General features: G+C 65.0%; 22 protein-coding genes. 9 read left to right on the top strand and 13 right to left on the bottom strand.

All coding sequences use genetic code 11. The annotated features are described in order from the left end of the window. Window positions 1–43 precede the first annotated feature (43 nt). The 6 genes from ASC75_RS23320 to ASC75_RS23300 all read right to left on the bottom strand — a co-directional run bounded on the left by ASC75_RS23320 (window position 44) and on the right by ASC75_RS23300 (window position 3633). Window positions 44–277: a hypothetical protein gene (locus tag ASC75_RS23320; RefSeq protein WP_055981271.1), complete on the bottom strand. Its 234-nt coding sequence runs from the start codon at window positions 275–277 to the stop codon at window positions 44–46. Window positions 278–507: 230 nt separating this feature from the next. Continuing rightward, the gene (locus ASC75_RS26240) at window positions 508–708 is read right to left on the bottom strand and encodes a hypothetical protein (RefSeq protein WP_156381371.1); all 201 of its coding nucleotides are present in this window, start codon (window positions 706–708) and stop codon (window positions 508–510) included. Between the two features lie 35 nt (window positions 709–743). Next, window positions 744–992, bottom strand: coding sequence for a hypothetical protein (locus ASC75_RS23315; protein WP_055981268.1), 249 nt, complete (start codon window positions 990–992; stop codon window positions 744–746). A 71-nt stretch (window positions 993–1063) separates the two neighbouring features. Then, window positions 1064–1363: a hypothetical protein gene (locus ASC75_RS23310; RefSeq protein ID WP_055981266.1), complete on the bottom strand. Its 300-nt coding sequence runs from the start codon at window positions 1361–1363 to the stop codon at window positions 1064–1066. A gap of 186 nt (window positions 1364–1549) precedes the next feature. Then, window positions 1550–2167 carry a ribonuclease D gene (locus ASC75_RS23305; protein ID WP_055981695.1) on the bottom strand — a complete coding sequence of 206 codons (618 nt, stop codon included), beginning with the start codon at window positions 2165–2167 and terminating at the stop codon, window positions 1550–1552. A gap of 77 nt (window positions 2168–2244) precedes the next feature. Then, on the bottom strand, window positions 2245–3633 hold the full coding sequence (locus ASC75_RS23300; protein WP_055981263.1) for a M20/M25/M40 family metallo-hydrolase: 1389 nt from the start codon (window positions 3631–3633) through the stop codon (window positions 2245–2247). Between the two features lie 322 nt (window positions 3634–3955). Between ASC75_RS23300 and ASC75_RS23295 the strand changes: the two genes are divergently transcribed. From ASC75_RS23295 to ASC75_RS23285, 3 genes are all read left to right on the top strand, one after another. Next, window positions 3956–4186 (top strand): hypothetical protein, encoded by a 231-nt coding sequence (locus ASC75_RS23295; protein WP_055981260.1) that lies wholly within the window; start codon window positions 3956–3958, stop codon window positions 4184–4186. Window positions 4187–4409: 223 nt separating this feature from the next. Next, window positions 4410–7376, top strand: coding sequence for a DNA polymerase I (polA, locus tag ASC75_RS23290; protein ID WP_055981256.1), 2967 nt, complete (start codon window positions 4410–4412; stop codon window positions 7374–7376). Window position 7377: 1 nt separating this feature from the next. Further along, complete coding sequence (locus ASC75_RS23285) at window positions 7378–8007, top strand: LysE family translocator (protein WP_055981253.1); 630 nt, start codon at window positions 7378–7380, stop codon at window positions 8005–8007. Window positions 8008–8010: 3 nt separating this feature from the next. Here the strand turns inward: ASC75_RS23285 and ASC75_RS23280 are convergent, their stop codons facing one another. From ASC75_RS23280 to ASC75_RS23265, 4 genes are all read right to left on the bottom strand, one after another. Further along, a complete protein-coding gene (locus ASC75_RS23280) occupies window positions 8011–8424 on the bottom strand; it encodes a Fur family transcriptional regulator (RefSeq protein WP_055981692.1) in 414 nt (137 codons plus the stop codon). Window positions 8425–8782: 358 nt separating this feature from the next. Further along, on the bottom strand, window positions 8783–9835 hold the full coding sequence (gene mgrA / locus ASC75_RS23275; protein ID WP_055981250.1) for an L-glyceraldehyde 3-phosphate reductase: 1053 nt from the start codon (window positions 9833–9835) through the stop codon (window positions 8783–8785). 55 nt (window positions 9836–9890) lie between these two features. Continuing rightward, window positions 9891–11033, bottom strand: a complete 1143-nt coding sequence (locus tag ASC75_RS23270) for a Gfo/Idh/MocA family oxidoreductase (RefSeq protein ID WP_055981247.1) — start codon at window positions 11031–11033, stop codon at window positions 9891–9893. 12 nt (window positions 11034–11045) lie between these two features. Beyond that, window positions 11046–11792, bottom strand: a complete 747-nt coding sequence (locus ASC75_RS23265; protein ID WP_055981244.1) for a sugar phosphate isomerase/epimerase — start codon at window positions 11790–11792, stop codon at window positions 11046–11048. A 495-nt stretch (window positions 11793–12287) separates the two neighbouring features. Between ASC75_RS23265 and ASC75_RS23260 the strand changes: the two genes are divergently transcribed. After that, on the top strand, window positions 12288–13343 hold the full coding sequence (locus tag ASC75_RS23260) for a LacI family transcriptional regulator (RefSeq protein ID WP_082496727.1): 1056 nt from the start codon (window positions 12288–12290) through the stop codon (window positions 13341–13343). Here the strand turns inward: ASC75_RS23260 and gndA are convergent. The 3 genes from gndA to ASC75_RS23245 form a co-directional block, all read right to left on the bottom strand. Beyond that, window positions 13340–14758 carry an NADP-dependent phosphogluconate dehydrogenase gene (gene gndA / locus ASC75_RS23255; protein ID WP_055981242.1) on the bottom strand — a complete coding sequence of 473 codons (1419 nt, stop codon included), beginning with the start codon at window positions 14756–14758 and terminating at the stop codon, window positions 13340–13342. The two genes, ASC75_RS23260 and gndA, sit on opposite strands and share 4 nt — an antisense overlap. Window positions 14759–14909: 151 nt before the next feature. After that, window positions 14910–15350, bottom strand: a complete 441-nt coding sequence (locus ASC75_RS23250) for a Fur family transcriptional regulator (protein ID WP_055981239.1) — start codon at window positions 15348–15350, stop codon at window positions 14910–14912. 103 nt (window positions 15351–15453) lie between these two features. Further along, entirely contained in the window at window positions 15454–16473 is a 1020-nt protein-coding gene (locus tag ASC75_RS23245; protein WP_055981236.1) for a substrate-binding domain-containing protein, read from the bottom strand. A 354-nt stretch (window positions 16474–16827) separates the two neighbouring features. Here ASC75_RS23245 and ASC75_RS23240 point away from each other — a divergent pair, with 354 nt between their 5' ends. The 5 genes from ASC75_RS23240 (at window position 16828) to ugpC (ending at window position 23358) form a co-directional block, all read left to right on the top strand. Then, on the top strand, window positions 16828–18183 hold the full coding sequence (locus ASC75_RS23240) for an ABC transporter substrate-binding protein (protein WP_055981233.1): 1356 nt from the start codon (window positions 16828–16830) through the stop codon (window positions 18181–18183). Between the two features lie 192 nt (window positions 18184–18375). Then, window positions 18376–19392, top strand: coding sequence for a sugar ABC transporter permease (locus tag ASC75_RS23235; protein ID WP_055981230.1), 1017 nt, complete (start codon window positions 18376–18378; stop codon window positions 19390–19392). Between the two features lies 1 nt (window position 19393). Beyond that, the gene (locus ASC75_RS23230; protein ID WP_055981227.1) at window positions 19394–20548 is read left to right on the top strand and encodes a carbohydrate ABC transporter permease; all 1155 of its coding nucleotides are present in this window, start codon (window positions 19394–19396) and stop codon (window positions 20546–20548) included. 5 nt (window positions 20549–20553) lie between these two features. Beyond that, window positions 20554–22218 (top strand): alpha-glucosidase, encoded by a 1665-nt coding sequence (locus ASC75_RS23225; protein ID WP_055981218.1) that lies wholly within the window; start codon window positions 20554–20556, stop codon window positions 22216–22218. Window positions 22219–22248: 30 nt separating this feature from the next. Next, window positions 22249–23358, top strand: a complete 1110-nt coding sequence (ugpC, locus tag ASC75_RS23220; protein WP_055981216.1) for a sn-glycerol-3-phosphate ABC transporter ATP-binding protein UgpC — start codon at window positions 22249–22251, stop codon at window positions 23356–23358. Window positions 23359–23419: the final 61 nt, after the last annotated feature.

Here is a 23419-nt window from a genome sequence, read left to right as displayed (position 1 = left end):
CCGCCGTTCGTTCGAACGGCGGCGGCCACGGACGCAGGCGCGATCAACCCGGGATCGGATCGTTGGGACGCGGGTCGTTCGGCTTGTCGGGACGGTCCGGCCGGTCGCTGCTCTTGTAGCAAGGGCTCGACGGGTCGTTCTTGTTGCAGCAGTTGCTGCTCTCGAGATAACGAGGATCCTTCGGCTTCCATTCGCAGCGGCGGATTTCGGTCGACTGACAGGCAGTCACGGCGGAAGCCGCGACCATGGCCAGTATGATGTTGCGCAGTGCACTCATGGTTCTCTCCTTTGAAACAGATTTGTCCACCTCACGAAGCTTGGTCGGCTCGAGGGGAAAAAAGGTTCAAAGGACGGTGGAGAAATTTTTCGCGCGCCTGAGGCCATTAGCCTTGGACGGGGGCAGGATCGCGGGTCGCCACAGGTTGCGGACGACGGAAAGGGGCAAAGCGTCCGGCTTCGGGCAAGGCCCGGTCAGACACCTGGCAAGCGCGGGCTAACGGAGCGTGTTCAGGGACCGGTCGTCTTGTTGAGCGCGGCCGAGACCCGCTCGCGCAGCAACTCGGCCATGTCGGGGTTCATGTGGAGACGCACGCGGCCGCCGCGCGCGTCGACCAGCGTCACGGCAACGCCGTCGAGGCTGGTCTCAGGTGCGGGCTCTACGCCTGCGACCATGAACTCGTGTTCTTTCCGATCGGGTTTTTTGGCCATGGTTCTTCTCCCGGCTGGCTATGCCGAGCATACGCTCATTCGTCGTCTTCGTCGCCACCGGGTGCCGCCCACGAATGCGGGACAATGCGTTTCTGGGTGTCGCTGTCGACATAGGCCCACCAGCCTTCGTCGCTTTCGTCCCACTGCCCGCCGGCCGCCTTCAGGCGGTCGAGCGACCGGTACTGGGCGACGGACTCGTTTTCCTGGCCGTCACGGTCGGTCCAGTAGACCGTGACCTTGGAACCGTCCGTCGGGGCGGTGGAGATCGGTGTCTTGGCGCTCATCGGGATCCCTCAGATTTGCTAACCAACGATAGCCGACCGCGCGGCCCGGTAAAGCCACGCGGCAGCAAAAGTCAGCGGCGGGTCAGCAGCGCCGCAAGCAGACCGAAGACCGCCACGCCAACAAGCGCCGTCGTCATCGGATTGTCCTGGGCTGTCTTCTGCGCCGCGCGGGCCTGCTTGCGCATGGCCGGCAGGGCGTCGGTGAAGCGGTCGTAGAAGCCGTCATAGAGCTCGGACGCACTCTCGCGGCCTTCCGCCAATGCGCTTGCGCTGCGTTTGGACATCGCCTTCGTCAGCGACGAGACCTGCTTGGTCAGCTGGGCAACCTGCGCTTCGAGGTCGGACTGGATTTCTTCACGGGTCGTGGCCATTCGGATGCATCCTTTCACTGTGCACGACCCCGAAAATCGATCCCGATTTTTCGGAAAGGATCATGCACGATTTAAAAGTCTTGCAGCGTCCTTTGCGCGTCCCAAATGACGCGCGGCGCTGCAAGGTAACGCATCCCAAACGGCCAAACCTGTCCGTTCGTTCCCTCGAAGCAGGCTGCCGCAGCGTCAGCTATGGGCGAAAATGTCTTCCTCGTCCCAGCCCATCAGGTCGAGCTTGGCGCGGGTGGGCAGGAAGCGGAAGCAGGCCTCGGCCTCCCTAGTGCGGCCGTCACGCTCCAGCCTGCCGGCCAGCACGTCGCGCAGCCGGTGCAGGTAGAGCACGTCGGAAGCGGCGTATTCGAGCTGCTCGGGCGACAGCGTCTCGGCGGCCCAGTCGGACGACTGCTGCTGCTTCGACAGGCTGACGCCCAGCAGTTCGTTGCAGATGTCCTTGAGGCCGTGGCGATCGGTGTAGGTGCGGGTCAGGCGTGAGGCGATCTTGGTGCAGAACACCGGCTCGGTCACGACACCGAAGGCGTTGTAGAGCACGGCGATGTCGAAGCGGCCGAAATGGAACAGCTTCGTCACCTTGCGGTTCCTGAGCAGGCTCGTCAGGTTCGGCGCCTTCTTCTGCCCGGGCGCGATCTGGATGACGTCGGCGGTGCCGTCGCCGGGCGAGATCTGCACCACGCAGAGCCGGTCGCGATGCGGGTTCAGCCCCAGCGTCTCGGTGTCGATGGCGACCGCATCGACGTCGTAGTGCGTGAGGTCGGGCAGGTCGTGCTTGTGGAAGCGGATGGTCATCATTGTCTCCGATCGCGGCTTGGCTTCTCCCTTGCCGCGATCGGAAGAAAAATCAACAGAAAGTTGATCTTAGGCGGTCACGAACGGGTCAGCGCCTCGAGAATGCGGGCCCAGGAGCGCTGGCCCTTGTGGAACGAGTTCAGGTCGTACTTCTCGTTCGGCGAATGGATGCGGTCGTCGGCGAGCGCGAAACCGACCAGCAGCGACTCCATGCCGAGATAGGTCTGGAAGTCGCCTACGATCGGGATCGAGCCGCCCATGGCGATCATCACCGTCTGCTTCGACCATTCATCCGACAGCGCGTCCTTGGCCTTGGCGAGGAACGGCGAGTCGTAGGACAGCTGGATCGCCGGCGAGCCGCCATGCTTCTCGAACTCGACGCTGCAATCGGCGGGAATGCGCGCGCTGACGAACTCGCGGAAGGCGGCGCGGAGCTTTTCGGGGTCCTGCTTGTGGACGAGGCGGAACGACACCTTGGCCGAAGCCTGGGATGCGATCACGGTCTTGAAGCCCTTGCCGGTGTAGCCGCCGATGATGCCGTTGAACTCGGCGGTCGGACGGGCCCAGACCAGTTCGAGCACCGAACGGCCCTTTTCGCCCGAGGGAATGGACAGGCCAACCTCGCCGAGGAACTTCTCGGCGGTCTCGCCGAGCATCTCCCACGACTTCAGGATCTGCGAAGGCGTCTCCTCGACGCCGTCATAGAAGCCGGGAATGGTGACGCGGCCGGTTTCGTCGTGAATGTCGGCCAGCACCTTGGCCAGGATGCGCACCGGGTTGGCGGCGGCACCGCCATATTCGCCCGAATGCAGGTCGCGGTCGGCGGCGTGAACGGTGATCTCCTCGCCGACGAGACCGCGCAGCGCGATCGAGATGGCGGGCGTCTCGCGATCCCACATGCCGGTGTCGCAGACCATGGCGAAATCGGCCTTGAGTTCTTCCGCATTGGCATCGAGGAACGGCTTGAGCGACGGCGAACCCGACTCTTCCTCGCCCTCGAACAGGAGGGTGATCTTGCACGGCAGGCCGCCATGGACCTCCTTCCAGGCGCGGCAGGCCTCGACGAAGAGCATCAGCTGGCCCTTGTCGTCGGACGAACCGCGGCCGGTGATGACCTTGATGCCGCCTGCGATTTCCTTGATCTTGGGATCGAAGGGATCGTCTTCCCAGAGGTTCAGCGGATCGACCGGCTGGACGTCGTAGTGGCCGTAAAACAGCACGTGCGGCGAACCGGCAGGGCCGTCGTGATGAGCAACCACCATCGGGTGGCCCGGCGTGTCGCGGACGCTGGCGTCGAAGCCGATCGACTTGAGGTCGGCGACCAGCCATTCGGCGGCCTTGCGGCAATCCGACGAAAAGGCCGGGTCGGTGGAGATCGACTTGATGCGGAGCAGGCCGAACAGGCGCTCCAGGGACTGGTCGAGATTCTTGTCGAGACGGTCGAGGACCGGCGAGAGAGCGGACATTTGAGTGCCTTTCGATTCTTCTGCGGCGCAACCTAGTTGGCCAAAGGGAAAACGAAAAGCCGGCAGGATTGGGCCAACGGCCAAGGCTGCATGACGATCGCGGCAATGTCGGGATAAAAAAGTGCCGCCGTGGTGGAGGGGGGAGCCACGGCGGCACATTCTTCAAACGGTGCGGCAGCCCGGAGAGGGGGATGAGGCTGCCGCAGGGTCCGGATAGGCGGGGGACGGGCCTGAGACCGGACTTCGGCAAAAACTGCCGATGCCCATTATTTGTTCCTTTGAACATGGCGATTCAAGGGCACGAAGATTACACTTTTGTAACATGCGCGTGATCGGCCCTGCGCGTGCCATCGGCCCCTCCGACGCCACCGAGGTATTCATCGACCGGCAAGCCGCCGCTACTGTGGGCACTGAAATCGATGTCATGGATAGCGAAGGAAAAGCTCTCCAGATCAATGTCGAAAAGGCAGGCCACGACACCAGCGATACCCATGACTGGGTTAAATTCTTCCCCAACGTAAAGTACCCGCTGGCAATCCTGGTCCCGACTTGAAGGATATCATCGCCCTGGGGCCTTGATTGCCGTTGCAACCGCAGCGAAGAATGGAAAAGCTTCGCCATGACCTGCCGCCGCCAACCGGCACCCGCGAGCGGCAAGGCAGGCCGCCCGTTCGGCAACGAAGAGTATGCGGCGCGGGCAAAGGACTTGTCAGTAGACGGCGGCAGGGCCAGCTTGACCATGGACAGCCGCGCTATGCCAAGCTACCCGTATCGCCATGAAAAAAGGCGATCATCTCTTTCTTGTCGACGGCTCCGGCTACATCTTTCGCGCCTATCACGCGCTGCCGCCGCTGACCCGCAAGTCCGACGGCCTTCCGGTCGGTGCCGTCTCAGGTTTCTGCAACATGTTGTGGAAGCTGATGCTCGACGCACGCAACACCGAAGCTGGGGTCGTGCCGACGCATTTCGCCGTCATCTTCGACTATTCCTCGAAGACCTTCCGCAACGAGCTCTATCCCGAATACAAGGCCAACCGCTCGGCGCCGCCGGAAGACCTGATCCCGCAATTCGGCCTGATCCGGCAGGCGACCAAGGCTTTCGAGCTGCCCTGCATCGAGATGGAGGGTTTCGAGGCCGACGACCTGATCGCCACCTATGCCAGGCTTGCCTGCGAGGCGGGCGGTGACACCACCATCGTCTCCTCCGACAAGGACCTGATGCAACTCGTCGGTCCAAGCGTCACAATGTACGACCCGATGAAGGATCGCCAGATCAACATCCCCGAGGTCATCGAGAAGTGGGGCGTGCCGCCGGAAAAGATGATCGACCTGCAGGCGCTGACCGGCGACTCGGTCGACAACGTGCCCGGCGTGCCCGGCATCGGCCCGAAGACGGCTGCACAGCTGCTCGAGCAGTTCGGCGACCTCGACACGCTGCTCGCCCGCGCCTCCGAGATCAAGCAGGACAAGCGCCGCCAGTCGATCATCGACAACACCGAAAAGGCACGCATTTCGCGCGAGCTGGTGCGGCTCAAGGTCGACGTGCCGGTAGCCGATGGACTGGAAGACTTCGTGCTTCAGCCACCCAACGGGCCGAAGCTGATCGGCTTCCTCAAGACCATGGAATTCACCTCGCTGACGCGCCGCGTCGCCGAGGCCACCGGCACCGAGGCCGGCGAGATCGAGGCTGTGCCCGTCGCCGTGCAATGGGGCGCCGATGCGCATGGGCCCGATGTCGGCGCGGGTGCGGCACCAGCGGCGGCTCCTGCTGCGCGTGCGAACGGCGGCAACGCCGCTGCCGCAGGCTCGTCCGCCGCTGCCGAAAACGGCAACGTGGCCGACACCCCGACCGCCCTCGCAAACAGGCTGGCCGAAGCGGCGGCGTCGCAGAAGTTCGACCATGCCGCCTATGCCACCATCCGCGACCTGGCGACCCTGACGCAGTGGATCGCCGAGGCAAGGGAGGCCGGCGTCGTTGCCTTCGACACCAAGACCACCTCGCTCGACCCCATGCAGGCCGAGCTGGTCGGCTTTTCGCTGGCAGTCGCGCCCGGCCGCGCCGCCTATGTGCCGCTGACCCACAAGAGCGGCCGCGGCGATCTTCTCGGCGGCGGGCTGGTCGAAAACCAGATTCTGGTGCGCGACGCGATCGCCGCCCTCAAGCCGCTGCTCGAAGACGCCTCGGTGCTCAAGGTCGCGCAGAACCTGAAATACGACCTCGTGGTCCTGGACCGGCACGGCATCGACCTCAGGTCGTTCGACGACACCATGCTGTTGGCCTACGTGCTCGACGGCGGCACCAGTGGCGGCCACGGTGCGGATTCCCTGTCGGAAAAATGGCTCGGCCACACGCCGATCCCATTCAAGGAGATTGCCGGTTCGGGCAGGAATGTCGTCGGCCTGGACGAGGTCGATATCGACAGGGCCACCGCCTATGCCGCCGAGGACGCCGACGTGGCTCTGCGGCTGTGGCGCGTGCTCAAGCCGCGCCTCGCCGCCAAGGGTGTGGTCTCCGTCTACGAGCGGCTGGAACGGCCGCTGGTGCCGGTGCTGGCCCGCATGGAGCAGCGCGGCATCTCGGTCGACCGCCAGATCCTGTCGCGACTGTCGGGCGAACTGGCCCAGGGCGCGGCCCGTCTCGAGGACGAGATCAACGCCATCGCCGGCGAGCGCTTCAACATCGGCTCGCCCAAGCAGCTCGGCGACCTGCTGTTCGGCCGCATGGGCCTGCCCGGCGGCACCAAGACCAAGACCGGCCAGTGGTCGACTTCGGCGCAGGTGCTGGAAGACCTTGCCGCCGAAGGCCATGAACTGCCGCGCAAGATCGTCGACTGGCGCCAGCTGACCAAGCTGAAATCGACCTACACCGACGCCCTGCCCGGCTTCATCAATCCCGACACCAAGCGCGTCCACACCTCCTACGCGCTGGCCGCCACCACCACCGGCCGGCTGTCGTCGTCGGACCCGAACCTGCAGAACATCCCGATCCGCACCGCCGAAGGCCGCAAGATCCGCACCGCCTTCATCGCCGACAAGGGCAACAAGCTGATCTCGGCCGACTACAGCCAGATCGAGCTGCGCGTGCTCGCCCATGTCGCCGACATCGCCCAGCTCAAGCAGGCTTTCGCCGACGGCGTCGACATCCACGCCATGACGGCATCCGAGATGTTCTCGGTGCCGGTGGAGGGCATGCCCTCGGAGATCCGCCGCCGGGCCAAGGCGATCAATTTCGGCATCATCTACGGCATCTCAGCCTTCGGCCTCGCCAACCAGCTGTCGATCCCGCGCGAGGAAGCCTCCGACTACATCCGGAAGTATTTCGAGCGCTTCCCCGGCATCCGCGCCTACATGGACGAAACCAAGGCGTTCTGCCGCGACAACGGCTATGTCGAGACCATCTTCGGCCGGCGCATCCACTATCCGGAAATCCGCTCGTCCAACCCCTCGGTGCGTGCCTTCAACGAACGCGCCTCGATCAACGCCCGCCTGCAGGGAACGGCCGCCGACATCATCCGCCGCGCCATGATCCGCATGGAGGACGCGCTTGCGACCGCCAAGCTGTCGGCGCGGATGCTGCTGCAGGTGCACGACGAACTGATCTTCGAGACGGTCGAGACCGAGGTCGAGGCGACGATCCCCGTCGTCCGTCATGTCATGGAAAACGCCGCCATGCCGGCGGTGTCGATGTCGGTGCCGCTGCGCGTCGACGCCCATGGCGCCCACAGCTGGGACGAGGCCCACTGAGATGGAGTTCGCGACGTCGCCGGATGCGTCGACGCTCGCCTCCTTCGCCCTGACATCGCTGATCATCGAGCTGACGCCGGGGCCGAACATGACCTACCTGGCCCTGGTGTCGGCCGGCGAAGGCCGGCGCGCCGGTTTCGCCACCGTGGCCGGCATCGCGCTCGGCCTCGCCGTCGTCGGCGTGGTGGCCGGGCTCGGCGTCACCGAGCTGATCCACACCTCCAACCTGCTCTACGAAGGCCTGCGCTGGAGCGGCGTGCTGTTCCTGCTCTACCTCGCCTATGAAGGCTGGCGAGGCCCTGGCGACGCGGCCGCCGAAAGCGGCGACCCGGGCCGGCGCTACTTCACGCGCGGGCTGGTGACCAACCTGCTCAATCCAAAGGCTGCGGTGTTCTATGTCGCGGTGCTGCCGACATTCATCGTCGCCGAACGGCCGGTGCTGGCGCAGACGCTGACGCTGACCGCCATCTATGTGGCGGTCGCCACCGTCATCCATTGCCTGATCGTGGTGCTGGCGAGCCAGCTGGAGCCCCTGCTCAACAACCCGAAGGTCGAAAAGGTCGCACGGCAGGCACTGTCGGCGCTTTTGGCGGGCGTGGCGATCTGGTTCGCGTTCTCGACGGCGCGCTGACCGTCAGGCGGCAATCGCGGCGCATTTGGCGCAAGTGCCGCGAAACTCGATGACCGCCTTCTTGGCGACGAAGCCGGTCGAGCCGACCCAATCGTCGAGCTGCTTGCCGACCAGTTCGTCGGACATCTCGATGACCTGGCCACAGGTGTCGCAGATGGCGAAAGCAGTCATGCGGTGGTTGTGATGGCTGTGGTCGTGCGGCTCGGAACAGGCGACGAAGGCGTTGAGGCTTTCGAGGCGGTGGACGAAGCCGTCCTTCACCAGCACCTCGAGCGCACGGTAGACCTGCAGCGGCGCGCGAAAACCATGCTCGCGCAACTGGTCGAGCAGCGTGTAGGCGCTGAGCGGGCCGCGTGCCGCTTCCAGTTTGTCCAGAACCATTCGCTGGTTCTTCGTCAGCGTAGCCCGCGCCGCCATCTTTCCGCTTTCACCTTCCTCGGCCGGGCCGATGCCCGGACGCAACAATCCATCGCCCCAAGATGGCGATTGGACACAGGTTTTGCTAGCGCGTCCCGCCGGCAAAGACAATGTTGGAGCACTTCGGGCAGAGTCGCACCGGAGTTGACCGGCCGTACCCCCCATCCCTAGCCCCGCGCACAAGGGGGGAGGGGGATTGGGCGGCGGCGCGTCCTACATCTCCAACGATCTTCGAGGGACGGCAGCCTTCAAATGCTTAGAGTGGCGCAACGGCGCCGTTCCCCCTCCCTCTTGTGGGGAGGGTTAGGGGTGGGGGTACGGCGCGCGACCGCAGCCAACCGCGCCGAAGAACACCCCCTTACTTCTTCTGCCGCGCCGGGCCTTCGCGCTCGGCCGAGCGTGCCCAGAGGTTGATGTCGGCGTCGCGCGCATACTGGTCGATCTCGGCCAGCTCGGCATCGCTGAAGGCCAGGTTCCTGACCGCACCGACGCAATCCTCGACCTGCTCGGGACGGCTGGCCCCGATCAGCGCAGAGGTCACGCGGCCGCCGCGCAGCACCCAGGCCAGCGCCATCTGCGCCAGCGTCTGGCCGCGGCGCTCGGCGATGGCATTGAGCGCACGGATGTTGGCAAGCGTCTTGTCGCTGAGGAAAGCCTGCCGCAGCGACTTGCCCTGCGACGCACGGCTGCCTTCCGGCACGCCCTGGAGGTACTTGCCGGTCAGCATGCCCTGGGCCAGCGGCGAGAACACGATCGAGCCGATGCCGAGCCCGTCCAGCGCATCGAGCAGGCCATCGTCCTCGACCCAGCGGTTGATCAGCGAATAGCTGGGCTGGTGGATCAGGCACGGCGTGCCGAGCCGCTTCAGGATGTCGGCGGCCTCGCGGGTGCGCTGGGCGTTGTAGGACGAGATGCCGGCATAAAGCGCCTTGCCAGAGCGCACGGCATGGTCGAGCGCGCCCATCGTCTCTTCGAGAGGCGTGTCAGGGTCGAAGCGGTGCGAGTAGAAGATGTCGACGTAGTCGAGACCCATGCGCTTGAGGCTCTGGTCGAGGCTCGCCAGCACATATTTGCGGCTGCCCCACTCGCCATAGGGCCCGGGCCACATGTCATAGCCGGCCTTGGTGGTGATGATCATCTCGTCGCGCAGGCCGGCGAAATCGGTGCGCAGGATCTCGCCGAAGGCCGTCTCGGCCGAACCGGGCGGCGGGCCGTAGTTGTTGGCGAGATCGAAATGGGTGATGCCGAGATCGAACGCCTTATGGCAGATGGCGCGCTTGGTCTGGTGCGGCGTGTCCTCGCCGAAATTATGCCACAGGCCGAGGGAGATCGCGGGCAGTTTGAGGCCCGACCTGCCGACGCGGTTGTAGACCATGTTTTCGTAGCGGTTTGCGGCCGGCTGCCAGGTCATGATGGTGTCCTCAAATAAGGGGAATCGGCGGATGACGCCGTCCCCTTCTCTTAGCCTATTTTGCCGATGCCAGCAGCCCCCTTGCAGCGGCGGGGCCGAGCGGCTCGGGCCGTTCGCAGGTCGTCTGCATGTCGACGAATTTCCTCGTCTCGCCCGATTTCAGGATTCCGGTCATGACGTCGATGACATGGTTGGCGAGCTCCAGCGAGCAGCGGTGCGGCCTGCCCTGCAGGATCGCCAGCGCCATGTCGGCGAGGCCTGCTGTACGGTAATTGGCCATCATACCTTCCGGATGCTTCTCGTTGGCTATCGAGAACGGGTGGTCCCACCTCGGCAGCGTCTTCACCGGCTTTTCACCCCTGGTGTAACGCACGTCGCCGCCGAAGAAATTGGGGTCGGGCATGTGGATGGTGCCGGCCTCGCCATAGAGCTCCATCGGGGCATGGCCGCTGTGCCAGACGTCCCAGCTGGCATTGAAGGTGAAGACAGCGCCGGCGTCGAATTCCATCAGGGCCAGGATCGTCGTCGGCGTCGTCACCGGTATCCTTTCGCCGGCGCGCGGCTTCGACGAGATCGTCCGCTCCTTGGCCGGGATCGAGGCCAGTGCGGCGACACGCTTCACCGGACCGATGAGCTGCACCAGATTGGCGATGTAGTAGGGCCCGAGGTCGAGGATCGGGCCGCCGCCCGGCTGGAAGAAGAAATCCGGGTTGGGGTGCCACTGCTCCATGCCGTGGCTCATCACATGGCAGGTGCCTGACGTGATCTTGCCGAGCTTGCCGCTGTCGATCAGATGCCGCGCCAACTGGTGCGACCCGCCGAGGAAGGTGTCGGGCGCCGAGCCGATGCGGACGCCCTTCCTGTCGGCGCGCCTCTTGAGGTCGAGACCGTCCTTGATCGCCAGCACGAAGGGCTTTTCGGAATAGACGTGCTTACCGGCCTCGATGGCCAGCTTCGAGACCTCGTAATGCACGGCCGGAATGGTCAGGTTGACGATGATGTCGATGTCGGCTGACGCCAGCAGCCCCTCGACCGTCTCGGCGCGCAGCTTGAACTCCTTCGCCCGGCTGCGTGCGGCATCCATGTTGATGTCGGCGCAGGCGCACATCTCGATGCCGCGGAACTGGGGTGCGCGCTCAAAATAGGTCTTCGAGATATTGCCGCAGCCGATCACCCCGACGCCAAGTTTCCGTGCCATGCGATGCTCCCCCTAGAAAGTCCTGGCAGCTTCGATCGACCGCTTTGCGAAGCGGTCGAAATCGGCTGGATTGTCGTGCTCCATGACGAAAAGGCGGGCCGGCGTACGGTTGCGCAGCGCGATCACCAATCCGGCCCAGTCGACGATGCCGTGACCGACGTCCGACCAGCCGTCCTCGCCGGCCGCCTCGCCCTGCTGCGCGATGTCCTTGACGTGGGCGGCGACGATGCGCGGGCCGAATTCCTCGATCCAGTGCAGCGGGTCGGAGCCGCCTCGAATCACCCAGGCGACGTCCATTTCCCAGCCGATGTCGGGCGCCGCCTCCAGCAGGAGACGCTGCGGCACCGACCCGTCGTCGAGTGGCTGAAGCTCGAAGTCGTGGTTGTGCCAGGCAAAGTCGAAGCCTGCGTCCCTGGCTTTCGCGCCGATGGCGGCGAGACGCCTGCCGAAGGCGCGCCAGCCTTCGGCATCGGCCGGGCGGTCGGTGGGCTCGAGCCACGGACAGGCGATCAGCTCCATGCCGAGCGTCCCGGCGATGCCGGCGGCCCTGGCAAAATCCTGCTCCAGCAGGTCCATGTCGAAATGGCCGCTCGGCATGGCGAGGCCGCTCTCGTCGAGCAGGGCGCGGAAGGCCACGGCATCTCCGTAGACCGCGCCATAGCCCTCGACCTGGCGATAGCCGAGTGCAGCAAGGGTCTTCAGCACCTTGCTCCAGGGCTGGAAATTGCGGGCGCTGTAGAGTTGAAACGACCAGTCCATCTCATTCGTCCGGTTGGTTGCGCATGCGGTTCGTCCTGGCCGGCGCGACTCGAAACCGGCGGGCAAAAAGTGCCGAAATCAGCTCGGCCGCGACAGGCGGCAGGCAAAAAGTTGCCGTTCCAGTCGCTGGAGACCTGCAACCTGTAACGTTACAGGTCTGAAGCGTAATTCAACTCGCGCGCCGACGCAATGGCCAGCGCGGCCAGCGAGGCGACTTTCTTCGGGTCCCGAACTAAAGCATCGTCGTTTCCGACGACAAAAACGCGGCCCGACTTGGGCATAACAGGCGATTTTCATTGTCAAATCGCCGAAGCATCCGGCGCGGGGTGTCGGCATCGCCAGGCACATCTACCACCCGAACCTGAGCGCGCTTAACGTTCGGCACGGCCTCCGAGGGGATCGAGCTGCAACGTTACAGTTCTTGCCTGAAAAGCTTGCATGGTCCATGATGCAAATGCGATATGCGCCGAACGGAAAACACGGCGGGCAGCGGCGATGAACGACAAGACAGCGCCGGATGAAAGTGCCGCGCAGGTGACAGGGGGCGAGACCAGCCCGCCGACGCTGAAGACCATCGCCTTCATGACCGGGCTTGGCGTCACCACGGTTTCGCGCGCCCTTAAGGACGCCCCCGAAATCGGCGCGGCGACGCGGCAGCGCGTGCAGCTTGTCGCCAGGCAGATCGGCTATCGCCCCAACCGCGCCGGGGTGCGCCTGCGCACCGGCAAGACCAATGTCATCAGCCTGGTGCTCAACACCGAGGAACAGATCGGCGGCTTCGTCTCCGACCTGATCTACGGCATCTCGGAAGCCCTGGCACCGACGCCATACCACCTCGTGGTGACGCCCTACTCGCGCACCAACGACCCGCTCGAACCGGTTCGCTATGTCATCGAAACCGCATCCGCTGACGGCGTCATCATCTCGCATATCGAACCCGACGACCCACGCGTGCGCTACATGACCGAGCACGGCATGCCCTTCGCCACGCACGGCCGCACCCACATGGGCATCGAGCATCCGTTCCACGACTTCGACAACCGCGCCTATGCGCGCGAGGCGGTGCAGAAGCTTGCCGCGCTCGGGCGCAAGCGGCTGGCACTGCTCGCCCCACCCTCGAACCTCAGCTACTACACCCACATGCGCGACGGCTTTGCCGATGCCTTGATGGAGCATGGCTTGAGCGAGGTGCCGTTCCCGACGGCCACGGTCGACCATTCGATCGAAGACATCCGCAAGCTCGCCGCCGAGTTGCTGCTTCGGCCCAACCGCCCGGACGGTTTCGTCAGCGGCGCCGGTGCCGGCACCTTCGCGCTGGTGGCGGGCGTCGAGGACGCCGGCTTCAAGCTCGGCCAGGACGTCGACATCGTCTCGAAGCAGACATCTAAACTGCTGCACCTGCTGAGGCCGCAGCTTTACGTCGTCAACGAGGACGTCCGGCTGGCCGGAGCGGAACTCGCCCGCGCCGTGCTTGGCCGCATCGCAGGACGCGACCTCGCATCACTGCAGAGCCTGAGCCAGCCGAGCGCGGTGGAAGCCTACGAGGGCTAGCTGCCGCTCCCCCACGGGCCATGATGGGCGCCCGGCACATCGATGCGCTCGAAGCCGTGGGCGCCGAAGAAGTCGCGCTGCGCCTGCGTCAGGTCGGTCGAACCGCGGCCTTGGCGATAGCTGTCGAAATAGGCGAGCGCCGACGACAGCGCCGGCACCGGCAATCCGGCCTCGGCGGCGCGGGCGACGATGCGGCGGAGCGACGGATGCGCCTTGCCCATCATCTCGACGAAGGCCGGCACCATCAGCAGATTGGTCGACGGATCGGCCTTGCCGAAGGCCTCGGCGATGGTGTCGAGGAACTGCGAGCGGATGATGCAGCCGGCGCGCCAGATCTTGGCGATGGTCGGCATCGGCAGGTTCCAGCCGAACTCCTTCGAGGCGCCGGCCATGACGGCAAAGCCTTGCGCATAGGCGGCGATCTTGCCGGCAAACAATGCGAGCTCCAGGTCGCCGAGCACCTCGTCCCTGCCGCCGGCGAACTTCAGGGTGTTGGCGCCATAGGCCTTTTCCGCCGCCAGCCGTTCGTCCTTCATCGACGACAGCACGCGCGCCGCCACCGCCGCCTCGATCGCGGTCGCCGGGATGCCGAGCTGCTGCGCCTCGATGACCGACCACTTGCCGGTGCCCTTTTGGCCGGCGCGGTCGAGGATGACGTCCACCACCGGACGCCCGGTCGCGGGATCGTCGGCTTCGAGCACGGACGCCGTGATCTCGATCAGGTAGGATTCCAGCCTGCCCTTGTTCCAACCGGCGAAGACGGGTGCGATCTCCTTCGGCTTCATGCCGAGCCCGTCGCGCAGGATGCCGTAGATCTCGGCGATCATCTGCATGTCGGCATATTCGATGCCATTGTGGATGGTCTTGACGAAATGCCCGGCACCGTCGGTGCCCAGCCAGGCAGCGCAGGGCTCGCCCTTGAACTTGGCCGAGATCGCGGTCAGCACGCCTTCGACGCGCGTCCAGGATTCGGGCGTGCCGCCGACCATGATCGAGGGGCCGTGGCGGGCCCCCTCCTCGCCGCCCGACACGCCCATGCCGATGAAGGTCAGGCCCGAGCCTTCGAGCTCCTTGAAGCGGCGCATGGTGTCGCGGAAATTGGCGTTGCCGGCGTCGATGACGATGTCGTTGGCCGACATCGTGCCGCGGAGCGCCGCGATCTGCTCGTCGACGGGCGCACCCGCCAGAACCATGATGATGACCGGCCGCGGCGGGCGGATGGCGGCGGTAAGTTCCTCGATCGAGGCACAGGGCACGACCATGTCGCGCAAGCCGCCGGCCTGTTCGAGAAAGGCCTGGGTCCGCGCCGGCGTGCGGTTGAAGACGGCGATGCGATGGCCCTTTTCGGCGATGTTGAGCGCCAGGTTCGAGCCCATCGTTCCAAGCCCGATCAGTCCGATTTCGGCTTTTTCCATGGTTGCTGTCCTGTCTGCTGATTGCGCTGGCCTCGGATGGCGGCATGATTGACCGCGCCCGTGCCGAGGTCAACTCGCGGCACCTTCAGGCGCCGGCAACGGCCGATCAACTCGTCGTGCCCTGACCTTGCGTCACCGATCCCTGCCGGCATCAGTCCTTGCGGCGGCGGCCGTAGAGCTCGAGCCGGTGATGGACGATGTCGTAGCCGAGTTGGCGGGCGATTTCCTGCTGCAGCTGCTCGATCCTGTCGGAGCGGAACTCGATGACATTGCCGGTGTCGATGTCGATCAGGTGGTCGTGGTGATCGCCGCCGGCCTGTTCAAATCGCGACGGCCCGCCCTCGAAGGCGTGGCGGTGGATGGCGCCCATCTCCTCCAGCAGCTTCATCGTGCGGTAGACCGTGGACAGGGAGATGCTCTTGTCGATGGTCTCGGCGCGGCGAAAGATCTCCAGCGCGTCGGGATGGTCTTCCGTTTCCCCCAATATGCCGAGGATGATCTTGCGCGGCCGGGTGATGCGGATGCCCGCCTTGCGCAACGCCTTCTCATAGTCAGTCTTTTTCGAAACGGGCTTGGCGGCGGTTTTCATCATGGCGCGACTATGTGCCAGATGACACCCAGTTGCAAAAGATTATGTACGTGTTCATCCCCAGATGATCAGCCGCGAAGGCGGCTCCGCGCGGAACCGCATCCCGCTATCGTGCGCCCGCAATCGAGCCGCGCACCACGAGATCGACAGGCCAGACCTCGCCGCGGGCACCGTCCTCCAGTCCCGAGATGCGGGCGGCGAGCCGCTCGGCGACGCGTGCGCCGGCAGCGCGGATCGACGAGCGCGTCGTCGTCAGCGGGACGGAGAAGTGTTCCGGCTTCAGCCAGGGAAAGACGTCGTCATGGCTGACCAGCGACAGGTCGCCGGGCAGCGACAAATTGAGGTCGCGCGCCGCCCTGACCACCCCCAGCGCCATGATCAGGCTCGAGCAGACGATTGCCGTCGGCGCGTCGGACGCCTCGAGCAGGCTGCGGGCGGCGCGATAGCCGTTCTCCTCGGTCATGACCTCGGAGCGAATGTGCCTGAAATCAAGCGCAAGCCCGCTTTCGGACAGCGCCCGCCTGACGCCGCGCTCGCGGAAGATGGCGAAGGTCTGGGTGTCGTCGCCGTTGATCACGGCAATGCGCTTGTGGCCGAGCTGGATCAGCAGCCGCGTCGCGTCGTGGAAGGCGCCCTCGTTGTCGATGTCGATGAAGGGATAGTCGAAATCGAGGCCCTCGCTGCGGCCGTGCACGATGAAGGGGATGCCGAGCTGGTGGGCAAGGGCGATGCGGCTGTCGGCGGCGCGCGGCGCGGACATGTAGAGCGCGTCGACCTGCTTGTTGGCGACGATGCGGCGGTAGGTCGTCTCCTCGTCCTGGGCATCGGCCGGGCTCAGCACCAGGTCGAGTTCATGGCCGCGGGCATAGTCGCCGAGGCCCGACAGGAACTCGACGAAGTGAGGGTCGATGTCGACGGCGGCGCCCGTCGGCATGACGTAGCCGATCATGCCGGCCTTGCCCGTCGCCAGCCTGCGGGCGCTGGGGTTCGGACGATAGCCATGGCGCTTGGCCGCCTCCACGACGCGCCGGCGCGTTTCCTCATTGACCTCGGGATAGCCGTTGAGCGCACGGCTGACCGTCGTCTGCGAAAGCTGGAGCATGGTCGACAGTTGCTTGAGGTTCACCTCGGCTCCAATTCCCAAAGCGCTTTAGATATGGCTCTGTCCGGTCGCCGAACCAAGTAGCCGTGTCGCTTTCGCAAGACTAGGCCGTTGGCTGCTTGGTTTGAAGCGAAATTAACTGCTGCACCGCCCAAAAAGCATGCTGCGCCGCACATCCCCATAGCATTTAAATCGATTAATCCGCCCGACCTCTTGACTCTTTTCGATTCCAATGGCGTGATGCCGATAGCCAAAGCGCTTTGAAATGCCGTTGTGCGGTGTAGTTGCAGCTCGCGCAAGTCTGGGGCACAGTCGGGGCGGTGCAGGCGGGCGGAATGGAGGTTCCGTCCGGAGTTTTCGATCCACTGGGAGGAAGACATGAGGAAATCCCTGTTACTGGGCGTGGCATTGGCCGCCGTCGCCCTGAGCGCGCCCGCCTCGGCGGAGCTGAAGTTCAAGCCGGGCGAGGACGCCCGTTTCACCTGGGCCAATTTCGAAGAACTCAAGAAGGTCGACCTGAAGGGCGAAACGCTCTCGATCTTCGGACCGTGGCGCGGCGAAGACGAGGCACTGGCCCGCTCCGTGCTCGAATATTTCAGCGAGGCCACCGGGGCCACGATCAACTACTCGTCGTCCGAGAACTACGAACAGCAGATCGTCATCGACACCCAGGCCGGCAGCCCGCCCAACATCGCCATCCTGCCGCAGCCCGGCCTCATCCAGGATTTGGCATCCAAGGGCCTGCTCACCCCGCTCGACGAGGGCACAGCCAACTTCGTCAAGGAAAACTACGGCGCCGGCCAGTCCTGGGTCGACCTCGGCACCTACAAGGACAAGGAAGGCAAGCCCGGCTTCTACGGCTTCCCGTTCAAGGCCGACCTGAAGTCGCTGGTCTGGTACGTGCCGGAGAATTTCGAGGAAGCCGGCTATGAAGTTCCCAAGACATGGGAAGAGATGCAGGCCCTGACCGACAAGATCGTCGCCGATGGCGGCGTGCCGTGGTGCATCGGCCTCGGCTCGGGCGGCGCCACCGGCTGGCCGGCGACGGACTGGGTCGAAGACATCATGCTGCGCACCCAGGCGCCCGACGTCTATGACAAGTGGACCCGGAACGAGATCCCGTTCAACGATCCGGCCGTGGTCGGCGCGCTCGACATCTTCGCCAAGATCGCCACCAACGACAAATATGTCGACGGCGGCAAGGCGGCCGTCGCGGCGACCGACTTCCGCGACAGCCCGAAGGGCCTGTTTGCGGTGCCGCCCAAGTGCTACCTGCATCGCCAGGCGTCGTTCATCTCGTCCTTCTTCCCCGAAGGCACCAAGCTCGGCGAGGATGCCGACTTCTTCTACCTGCCGCCAATGGCTTCCAAGCCCGAGCTCGGCAACCCGGTGCTCGGCGGCGGCACGCTGTTCACGATCGCCAAGGACTCCAAGTCCGCGCGCGCCTTCATCGACTTCCTGAAGATGCCGCTGGCCCATGAGATCTGGATGGCCCAGTCGGGCTTCCTGACCCCGCTCAAGACAGCGAACAAGGAGGCCTATGGCAACGAGGCGCTGAAGAAGCAGGGCGACATCCTGGTCAACGCCTCGACCTTCCGCTTCGACGGCTCCGACCTGATGCCGGGCAAGATCGGCGCAGGCGCATTCTGGACCGGCATGATCGACCTCGTCGGCGGCAAGCCCGCAGCCGATGTCGCCGCCGACATCCAGAAGAGCTGGGACGCGATCAAGTAAGAGCGTCTTAGTTCGCCCCCTCGTCCTGCCGCTTCGCGGCCGCCTTCTCCCCTGGGGAAGGCACCGGCGGCGCCGTCCCGGTCCCTCTCCCGCTGGGAAGAGGTGCCCCGGGCGTCGCGGAGAGCGGATGAGGGGGCGTCTTTCCATCCCTGCAGTCTGTTCGAACCAGCCCGTTGAAAAGGGACTGATCCCATGACGGCACAGATACTTTCAGCCATTTTCACCATCATCGTCGGCGTCGGCGGCTGCGTCGTCTATTACTGGGGCGCCAACAAGATCCTCGACGCGGTCTTCCCGTCGCGCGGCGTCTCGGGCGCTGCCGCCGTCGACAACCTCCGCCGCCAAGGCCTCATCCGGCCATGGCTGTTCGTCGGCCCGGCGATGCTGATCGTCACCGTCTATCTCGTCTATCCCGTGATCGAGACGCTGAGGCTGTCCTTCATGGACCGCAGCGGCGAGAACTTCGTCGGGCTCGCCAACTACAGCTGGGCCTTCGGCGACCGCGAGTTCCGCAACTCGATCTTCAACAACCTGCTCTGGCTCGCCGTCGTTCCGGCCGCCTGCACCTTCTTCGGCCTGATCATCGCCGTGCTCACCGACAAGATCTGGTGGGGCAACATCGCCAAGAGCCTGGTCTTCCTGCCGCTCGCCATCTCGTTCGTCGGCGCCAGCGTGATCTGGAAATTCGTCTACGAGTACCGCGCCGAGGGCCAGACCCAGATCGGCATCCTCAACGCCGCCGTGCAGTATCTCGGCGGCAATCCGCAGGTGTGGATTTCGACGCCGTTCTGGAACAACTTTTTCCTGATGGTCATCCTGATCTGGATCCAGACCGGCTTTGCCATGGTCATCCTGTCATCCGCCCTGCGCGGCATTCCCGAGGAGACAATCGAAGCCGCAGTCATCGACGGTGCCAACCCGTTCCAGATCTTCTGGAAGATCATGGTGCCGCAGATCTGGGGCACCATCGCCGTCGTCTGGACGACCATCACCATCCTGGTGCTCAAGGTCTTCGACATCGTGCTGACGATGACCAACGGCCAGTGGAACAGCCAGGTTCTGGCCAACCTGATGTTCGACTGGATGTTCCGCGGCGGCGGCGACTTCGGCCGTGGTGCTGCCATCGCCGTCATCATCATGCTCGCCGTCGTGCCGATCATGATCTGGAACATCCGCCAGGCCAATCGCGAAGGCGGGGGAGGACACTGAGATGGCCAGTTCAAGCGGAAAGTCCTTCCTCGGCCGTTTCGGCGTCCACATCGCGGTGCTCGTCTTCGTCGCCATCTGGACCATCCCGACGCTCGGCATCCTGGTCAGCTCGCTGCGCGACAAGGACCAGCTCATCGTCTCGGGCTGGTGGACGGCACTGTCGACCTCGTCGCAGACCGAAGCCGGCCGCACCGACGCCGCCGACAAGCAGGTCGAGAAGGACGGCAAGTTCCACATCATGGGCAATCTGTTCGGCGCCGGCGATGCGCGCACGATCACTGCCTTCGGCACCAAGGCGCAGCAGCCGACGCAATACGAGGCCGGCGCGGTCGCCGATCTCGGCGACGGCGTGACGCTGCAGGTCAATGACGACGGCTCCTACGTCATGTCCTCGCCCAAGGCGTTCGAGGGCAGCCGCGGACAGCGCGTCTATTTCTCCGCCTCGTCGCCGCCGCGCTTCACCACCGACAACTACCAGACGGTGCTGTTTTCGGAGGGCATCGGCCGCTCCTTCATCAACTCGCTGACGGTCACCATTCCGGCGACCATCATTCCGATCCTGATCGCCGCCTATGCCGCCTATGCGCTGGCCTGGATGCGCTTTCCCGGCCGCGCGCTTCTGATCGCCGTCATCATCGGCCTGCTCGTCGTGCCGCTGCAGATGTCGCTGATCCCGCTGCTCAAGCTCTACAACGGCGTCGGGCTGTTCTTCGGCGTGCCGGCCAAGACCTATCTCGGCATATGGCTGGCGCATACCGGCTTCGGCCTGCCCTTCGCCATCTACCTGCTGCGCAGCTACATCGCCGGCCTGCCGCGCGAGATCATGGAGTCTGCCCGCATCGACGGCGCCAGCGACTTCGAGATCTTCGTCAAGATCGTGCTGCCGCTGTCCTTCCCGGTGCTCGCCTCCTTCGCCATCTTCCAGTTCCTCTGGGTCTGGAACGATCTTCTGGTAGCGATGGTGTTCCTCGGCTCGGGCTCCGACCAGCTGGTGCTGACCGGCAAGCTCAACGCCCTGCTCGGCTCGCGCGGCGGCGACTGGGAAATCCTCACGACCTCGGCCTTCGTCACCATCATCGTGCCGCTGATCGTGTTCTTCTCGCTTCAACGTTATTTCGTCCGCGGCCTGCTCGCGGGCTCGGTCAAGGGAGGCTAGCTCCAATGCAGTCCGCTGTGCGCAAAATCGAAAATCCTGTTCCCGCCGCGGATCGCGACTGGTGGCGGGGGGCGGTGATCTACCAGATCTACCCCCGCAGCTTCCAGGACTCCAACGGCGACGGCATCGGCGACCTGAAGGGCATCATCTCGCGGCTGGCTCACATCGCCGACCTCGGCGCCGACGCCGTCTGGATTTCGCCCTTCTTCAAGTCGCCGATGAAGGATTTCGGCTACGACATCTCGGACTATCTCGACATCGACCCGATGTTCGGCACGCTGGCCGACTTCGACGCGATGATATCGGAGGCGCACCGGCTCGGCCTCAAGGTGATGATCGACGGCGTCATCTCGCACACCTCCGACCTGCATCCCTGGTTCCGGGAAAGCCGGGCGAGCCGCGACAACGCCAAGGCCGACTGGTACGTCTGGGCCGACGCCAAGCCCGACGGCAGCCCGCCCAACAACTGGCTGTCGATCTTCGGCGGCTCGGCCTGGCAGTGGGACACCAGGCGCATGCAGTATTACCTGCACAATTTCCTGTCCGAGCAGCCCGACCTCAACTTCCACAACCGCGACGTCCAGGACGCACTGCTCGACGTCACCCGCTTCTGGCTCGACCGCGGCGTCGACGGCTTCCGCCTCGACACGATCAATTTCTACTTCCACTCGGCCGGCCTCGAGGACAATCCCGCACTGCCGCCCGAAGAGCGCAACGACCAGACCGCACCCGCGGTGAACCCCTACAATTTCCAGGACCACATCTACGACAAGAGCCGGCCCGAGAACCTCGAATTCCTCGCCCGCTTCCGCGCCGTGCTCAACGAATATCCGGCTGCCGCTGCCGTCGGCGAGGTCGGCGATTCCCAGCGCGGCCTCGAAGTCGTGGCGTCCTACACCGCCGGCGGCGACAAGGTGCAGATGTGCTACGCCTTCGACTTCCTGGCGCCGGAAAAGATCTCGGCCGCCAAGGTACGCACGGTGCTCGAAGACTTCGGCAGGGCCGCCAGCGACGGCTGGTCGTGCTGGGCCTTCTCCAACCACGACGTCGTCCGCCACGCCTCGCGCTGGGGCATGGGCGAGGCCGACCGCACCGCCTATCTCAAGGTGGTCTCGGCGCTGCTGATGTCGCTGCGCGGCTCGGTCTGTATCTACCAGGGCGAAGAACTCGGCCTGACCGAGGCCAATCTCGCCTTCGAGGACCTGCAGGACCCCTACGGCATCCGCTTCTGGCCTGAATTCAAGGGCCGCGACGGCTGCCGCACGCCGATGGTGTGGAACAAGGACTCGGCCAATGGCGGCTTCTCCAAGGCCAAGCCCTGGCTGCCGGTGCCGGCTGACCATCTCGCCAAGGCGGTCGACACCCAGGTAGGCGACGCCGCCTCGCTGCTCGAACACTACCGGCGCTTTCTCGCCTTCCGTCGCTCGCATCCGGCTCTTGCCAAGGGCGACATCTCGTTCCTCGACACGCAGGGCGACACGGTCGCCTTCAGCCGCCGCGAGGGCAACGAGGAGACCGTCTGCGTCTTCAATCTCGGCAGCGCGCCGGCCACGGTCGATCTCGGGGGCAAGAGCCTGCAGCCCCTGGCGGGACACGGGCTCGATGGAAAGACAGACGCCGGTGCGGTCCGGCTCGGCGGTTACGGCGCCTGGTTCGGGCGCTTCGCCTGACCGACGCTGAACGAAATCTGGGAGGAAACCATGGCCGATCTAACGCTCAGGGACGTCAAGAAGTCATACGGTAATCTCAACATTCTCCACGGCATCGACCTCGACATCAAATCGGGCGAATTCATCGTCTTCGTCGGCCCTTCGGGTTGCGGAAAGTCGACGTTGCTGCGCTCGATCGCCGGGCTCGAGGAAATCACCGGTGGCACGCTGGAGATCGCCGGCGAGAAGGTCAACGACGTGCCGCCGTCCAAGCGCGGCATCGCCATGGTGTTCCAGTCCTACGCGCTCTATCCGCACATGACGGTCTACGACAACATGGCCTTCGGCATGAAGATCGCCAAGGAAAGCAAGGCCGAGATCGACAAGCGGGTGCGCGCCGCCGCCGAGATTCTGCAGCTGACCAAATATCTCGACCGCCTACCCAAGGCGATGTCGGGCGGCCAGCGCCAGCGCGTCGCCATCGGCCGCGCCATCGTGCGCAACCCGAAGGTCTTCCTGTTCGACGAGCCGCTGTCCAACCTGGATGCAGCACTCCGCGTCGCCACCCGCATCGAGATCGCCAAGCTCAAGGAATCGATGCCCGAGACGACGATGATCTACGTCACCCACGACCAGGTCGAGGCGATGACGCTGGCCGACCGCATCGTCGTGCTCAAGGACGGCCGCATCGAGCAGGTCGGCACGCCGATGGAGCTCTACAAGCATCCGGGCAACCTGTTCGTCGCCCAGTTCATCGGCTCGCCGGCAATGAACATCCTGCCGGCCACCATCGAACGCGCCGGCGAGACGAGCCTCGTGTCACACCTCGCCGGGCGAAAGTCGCCGGTGCCGGTGGCCACGCCCTCCGACGCCCAGGGCAAGGCCGTCAGCTTCGGCGTCCGGCCCGAGGATCTCTATGTCGCGACCGGCGACGACTTCCTGTTCGAGGGTATGGTCGACTATGTCGAACAGCTCGGCGAGGTCCAACTCGTCTATGTCGACATCGGCCGGCCGGACCAGCCGCTGACCGCCAAGCTGCCCGGCAATGTCGAGATCAAGCGTGGCACGGTGATCCGCCTCGCCGCCAGCGCCGACGATTTGCACATCTTCGACGGCGACGGCCGCTCGTTCGATCGGCGGCGGACGGCGGTGGCGGCATAGGAACTTACCCTCCCCCTTGTGGGGAGGGTCGGCGCTGAAAGCGCCGGGGCGGGGGTAGGGG

This window comes from Aminobacter sp. DSM 101952 (assembly GCF_001424795.1).
Taxonomy (GTDB): Bacteria; Pseudomonadota; Alphaproteobacteria; order Rhizobiales; family Rhizobiaceae; genus Aminobacter; species Aminobacter aganoensis.
Note: the sequence above shows the minus strand (reverse complement) of the source record. Positions and strands in the feature narration are given on the sequence as shown.

Bases quoted from the DNA above. Each gene is read 5' to 3' on its own strand.
- ASC75_RS23260 (WP_082496727.1), top strand. From the start codon at position 12,288: ATGAACGACAAGACAGCGCCGGATGAAAGTGCCGCGCAGGTGACAGGG.
- ASC75_RS23300 (WP_055981263.1), bottom strand. From the start codon at position 3,633: ATGTCCGCTCTCTCGCCGGTCCTCGACCGTCTCGACAAGAATCTCGAC.
- ASC75_RS23305 (WP_055981695.1), bottom strand. From the start codon at position 2,167: ATGACCATCCGCTTCCACAAGCACGACCTGCCCGACCTCACGCACTAC.
- ASC75_RS23225 (WP_055981218.1), top strand. From the start codon at position 20,554: ATGCAGTCCGCTGTGCGCAAAATCGAAAATCCTGTTCCCGCCGCGGAT.
- ASC75_RS23285 (WP_055981253.1), top strand. From the start codon at position 7,378: ATGGAGTTCGCGACGTCGCCGGATGCGTCGACGCTCGCCTCCTTCGCC.
- gndA (WP_055981242.1), bottom strand. From the start codon at position 14,758: ATGGAAAAAGCCGAAATCGGACTGATCGGGCTTGGAACGATGGGCTCG.
- ugpC (WP_055981216.1), top strand. From the start codon at position 22,249: ATGGCCGATCTAACGCTCAGGGACGTCAAGAAGTCATACGGTAATCTC.
- ASC75_RS26240 (WP_156381371.1), bottom strand. From the start codon at position 708: ATGGCCAAAAAACCCGATCGGAAAGAACACGAGTTCATGGTCGCAGGC.
- ASC75_RS23230 (WP_055981227.1), top strand. From the start codon at position 19,394: ATGGCCAGTTCAAGCGGAAAGTCCTTCCTCGGCCGTTTCGGCGTCCAC.
- ASC75_RS23295 (WP_055981260.1), top strand. From the start codon at position 3,956: ATGCGCGTGATCGGCCCTGCGCGTGCCATCGGCCCCTCCGACGCCACC.
- polA (WP_055981256.1), top strand. From the start codon at position 4,410: ATGAAAAAAGGCGATCATCTCTTTCTTGTCGACGGCTCCGGCTACATC.
- ASC75_RS23270 (WP_055981247.1), bottom strand. From the start codon at position 11,033: ATGGCACGGAAACTTGGCGTCGGGGTGATCGGCTGCGGCAATATCTCG.
- ASC75_RS23235 (WP_055981230.1), top strand. From the start codon at position 18,376: ATGACGGCACAGATACTTTCAGCCATTTTCACCATCATCGTCGGCGTC.
- ASC75_RS23320 (WP_055981271.1), bottom strand. From the start codon at position 277: ATGAGTGCACTGCGCAACATCATACTGGCCATGGTCGCGGCTTCCGCC.
- ASC75_RS23265 (WP_055981244.1), bottom strand. From the start codon at position 11,792: ATGGACTGGTCGTTTCAACTCTACAGCGCCCGCAATTTCCAGCCCTGG.
- ASC75_RS23240 (WP_055981233.1), top strand. From the start codon at position 16,828: ATGAGGAAATCCCTGTTACTGGGCGTGGCATTGGCCGCCGTCGCCCTG.
- ASC75_RS23315 (WP_055981268.1), bottom strand. From the start codon at position 992: ATGAGCGCCAAGACACCGATCTCCACCGCCCCGACGGACGGTTCCAAG.
- ASC75_RS23310 (WP_055981266.1), bottom strand. From the start codon at position 1,363: ATGGCCACGACCCGTGAAGAAATCCAGTCCGACCTCGAAGCGCAGGTT.
- ASC75_RS23280 (WP_055981692.1), bottom strand. From the start codon at position 8,424: ATGGCGGCGCGGGCTACGCTGACGAAGAACCAGCGAATGGTTCTGGAC.
- mgrA (WP_055981250.1), bottom strand. From the start codon at position 9,835: ATGACCTGGCAGCCGGCCGCAAACCGCTACGAAAACATGGTCTACAAC.
- ASC75_RS23250 (WP_055981239.1), bottom strand. From the start codon at position 15,350: ATGATGAAAACCGCCGCCAAGCCCGTTTCGAAAAAGACTGACTATGAG.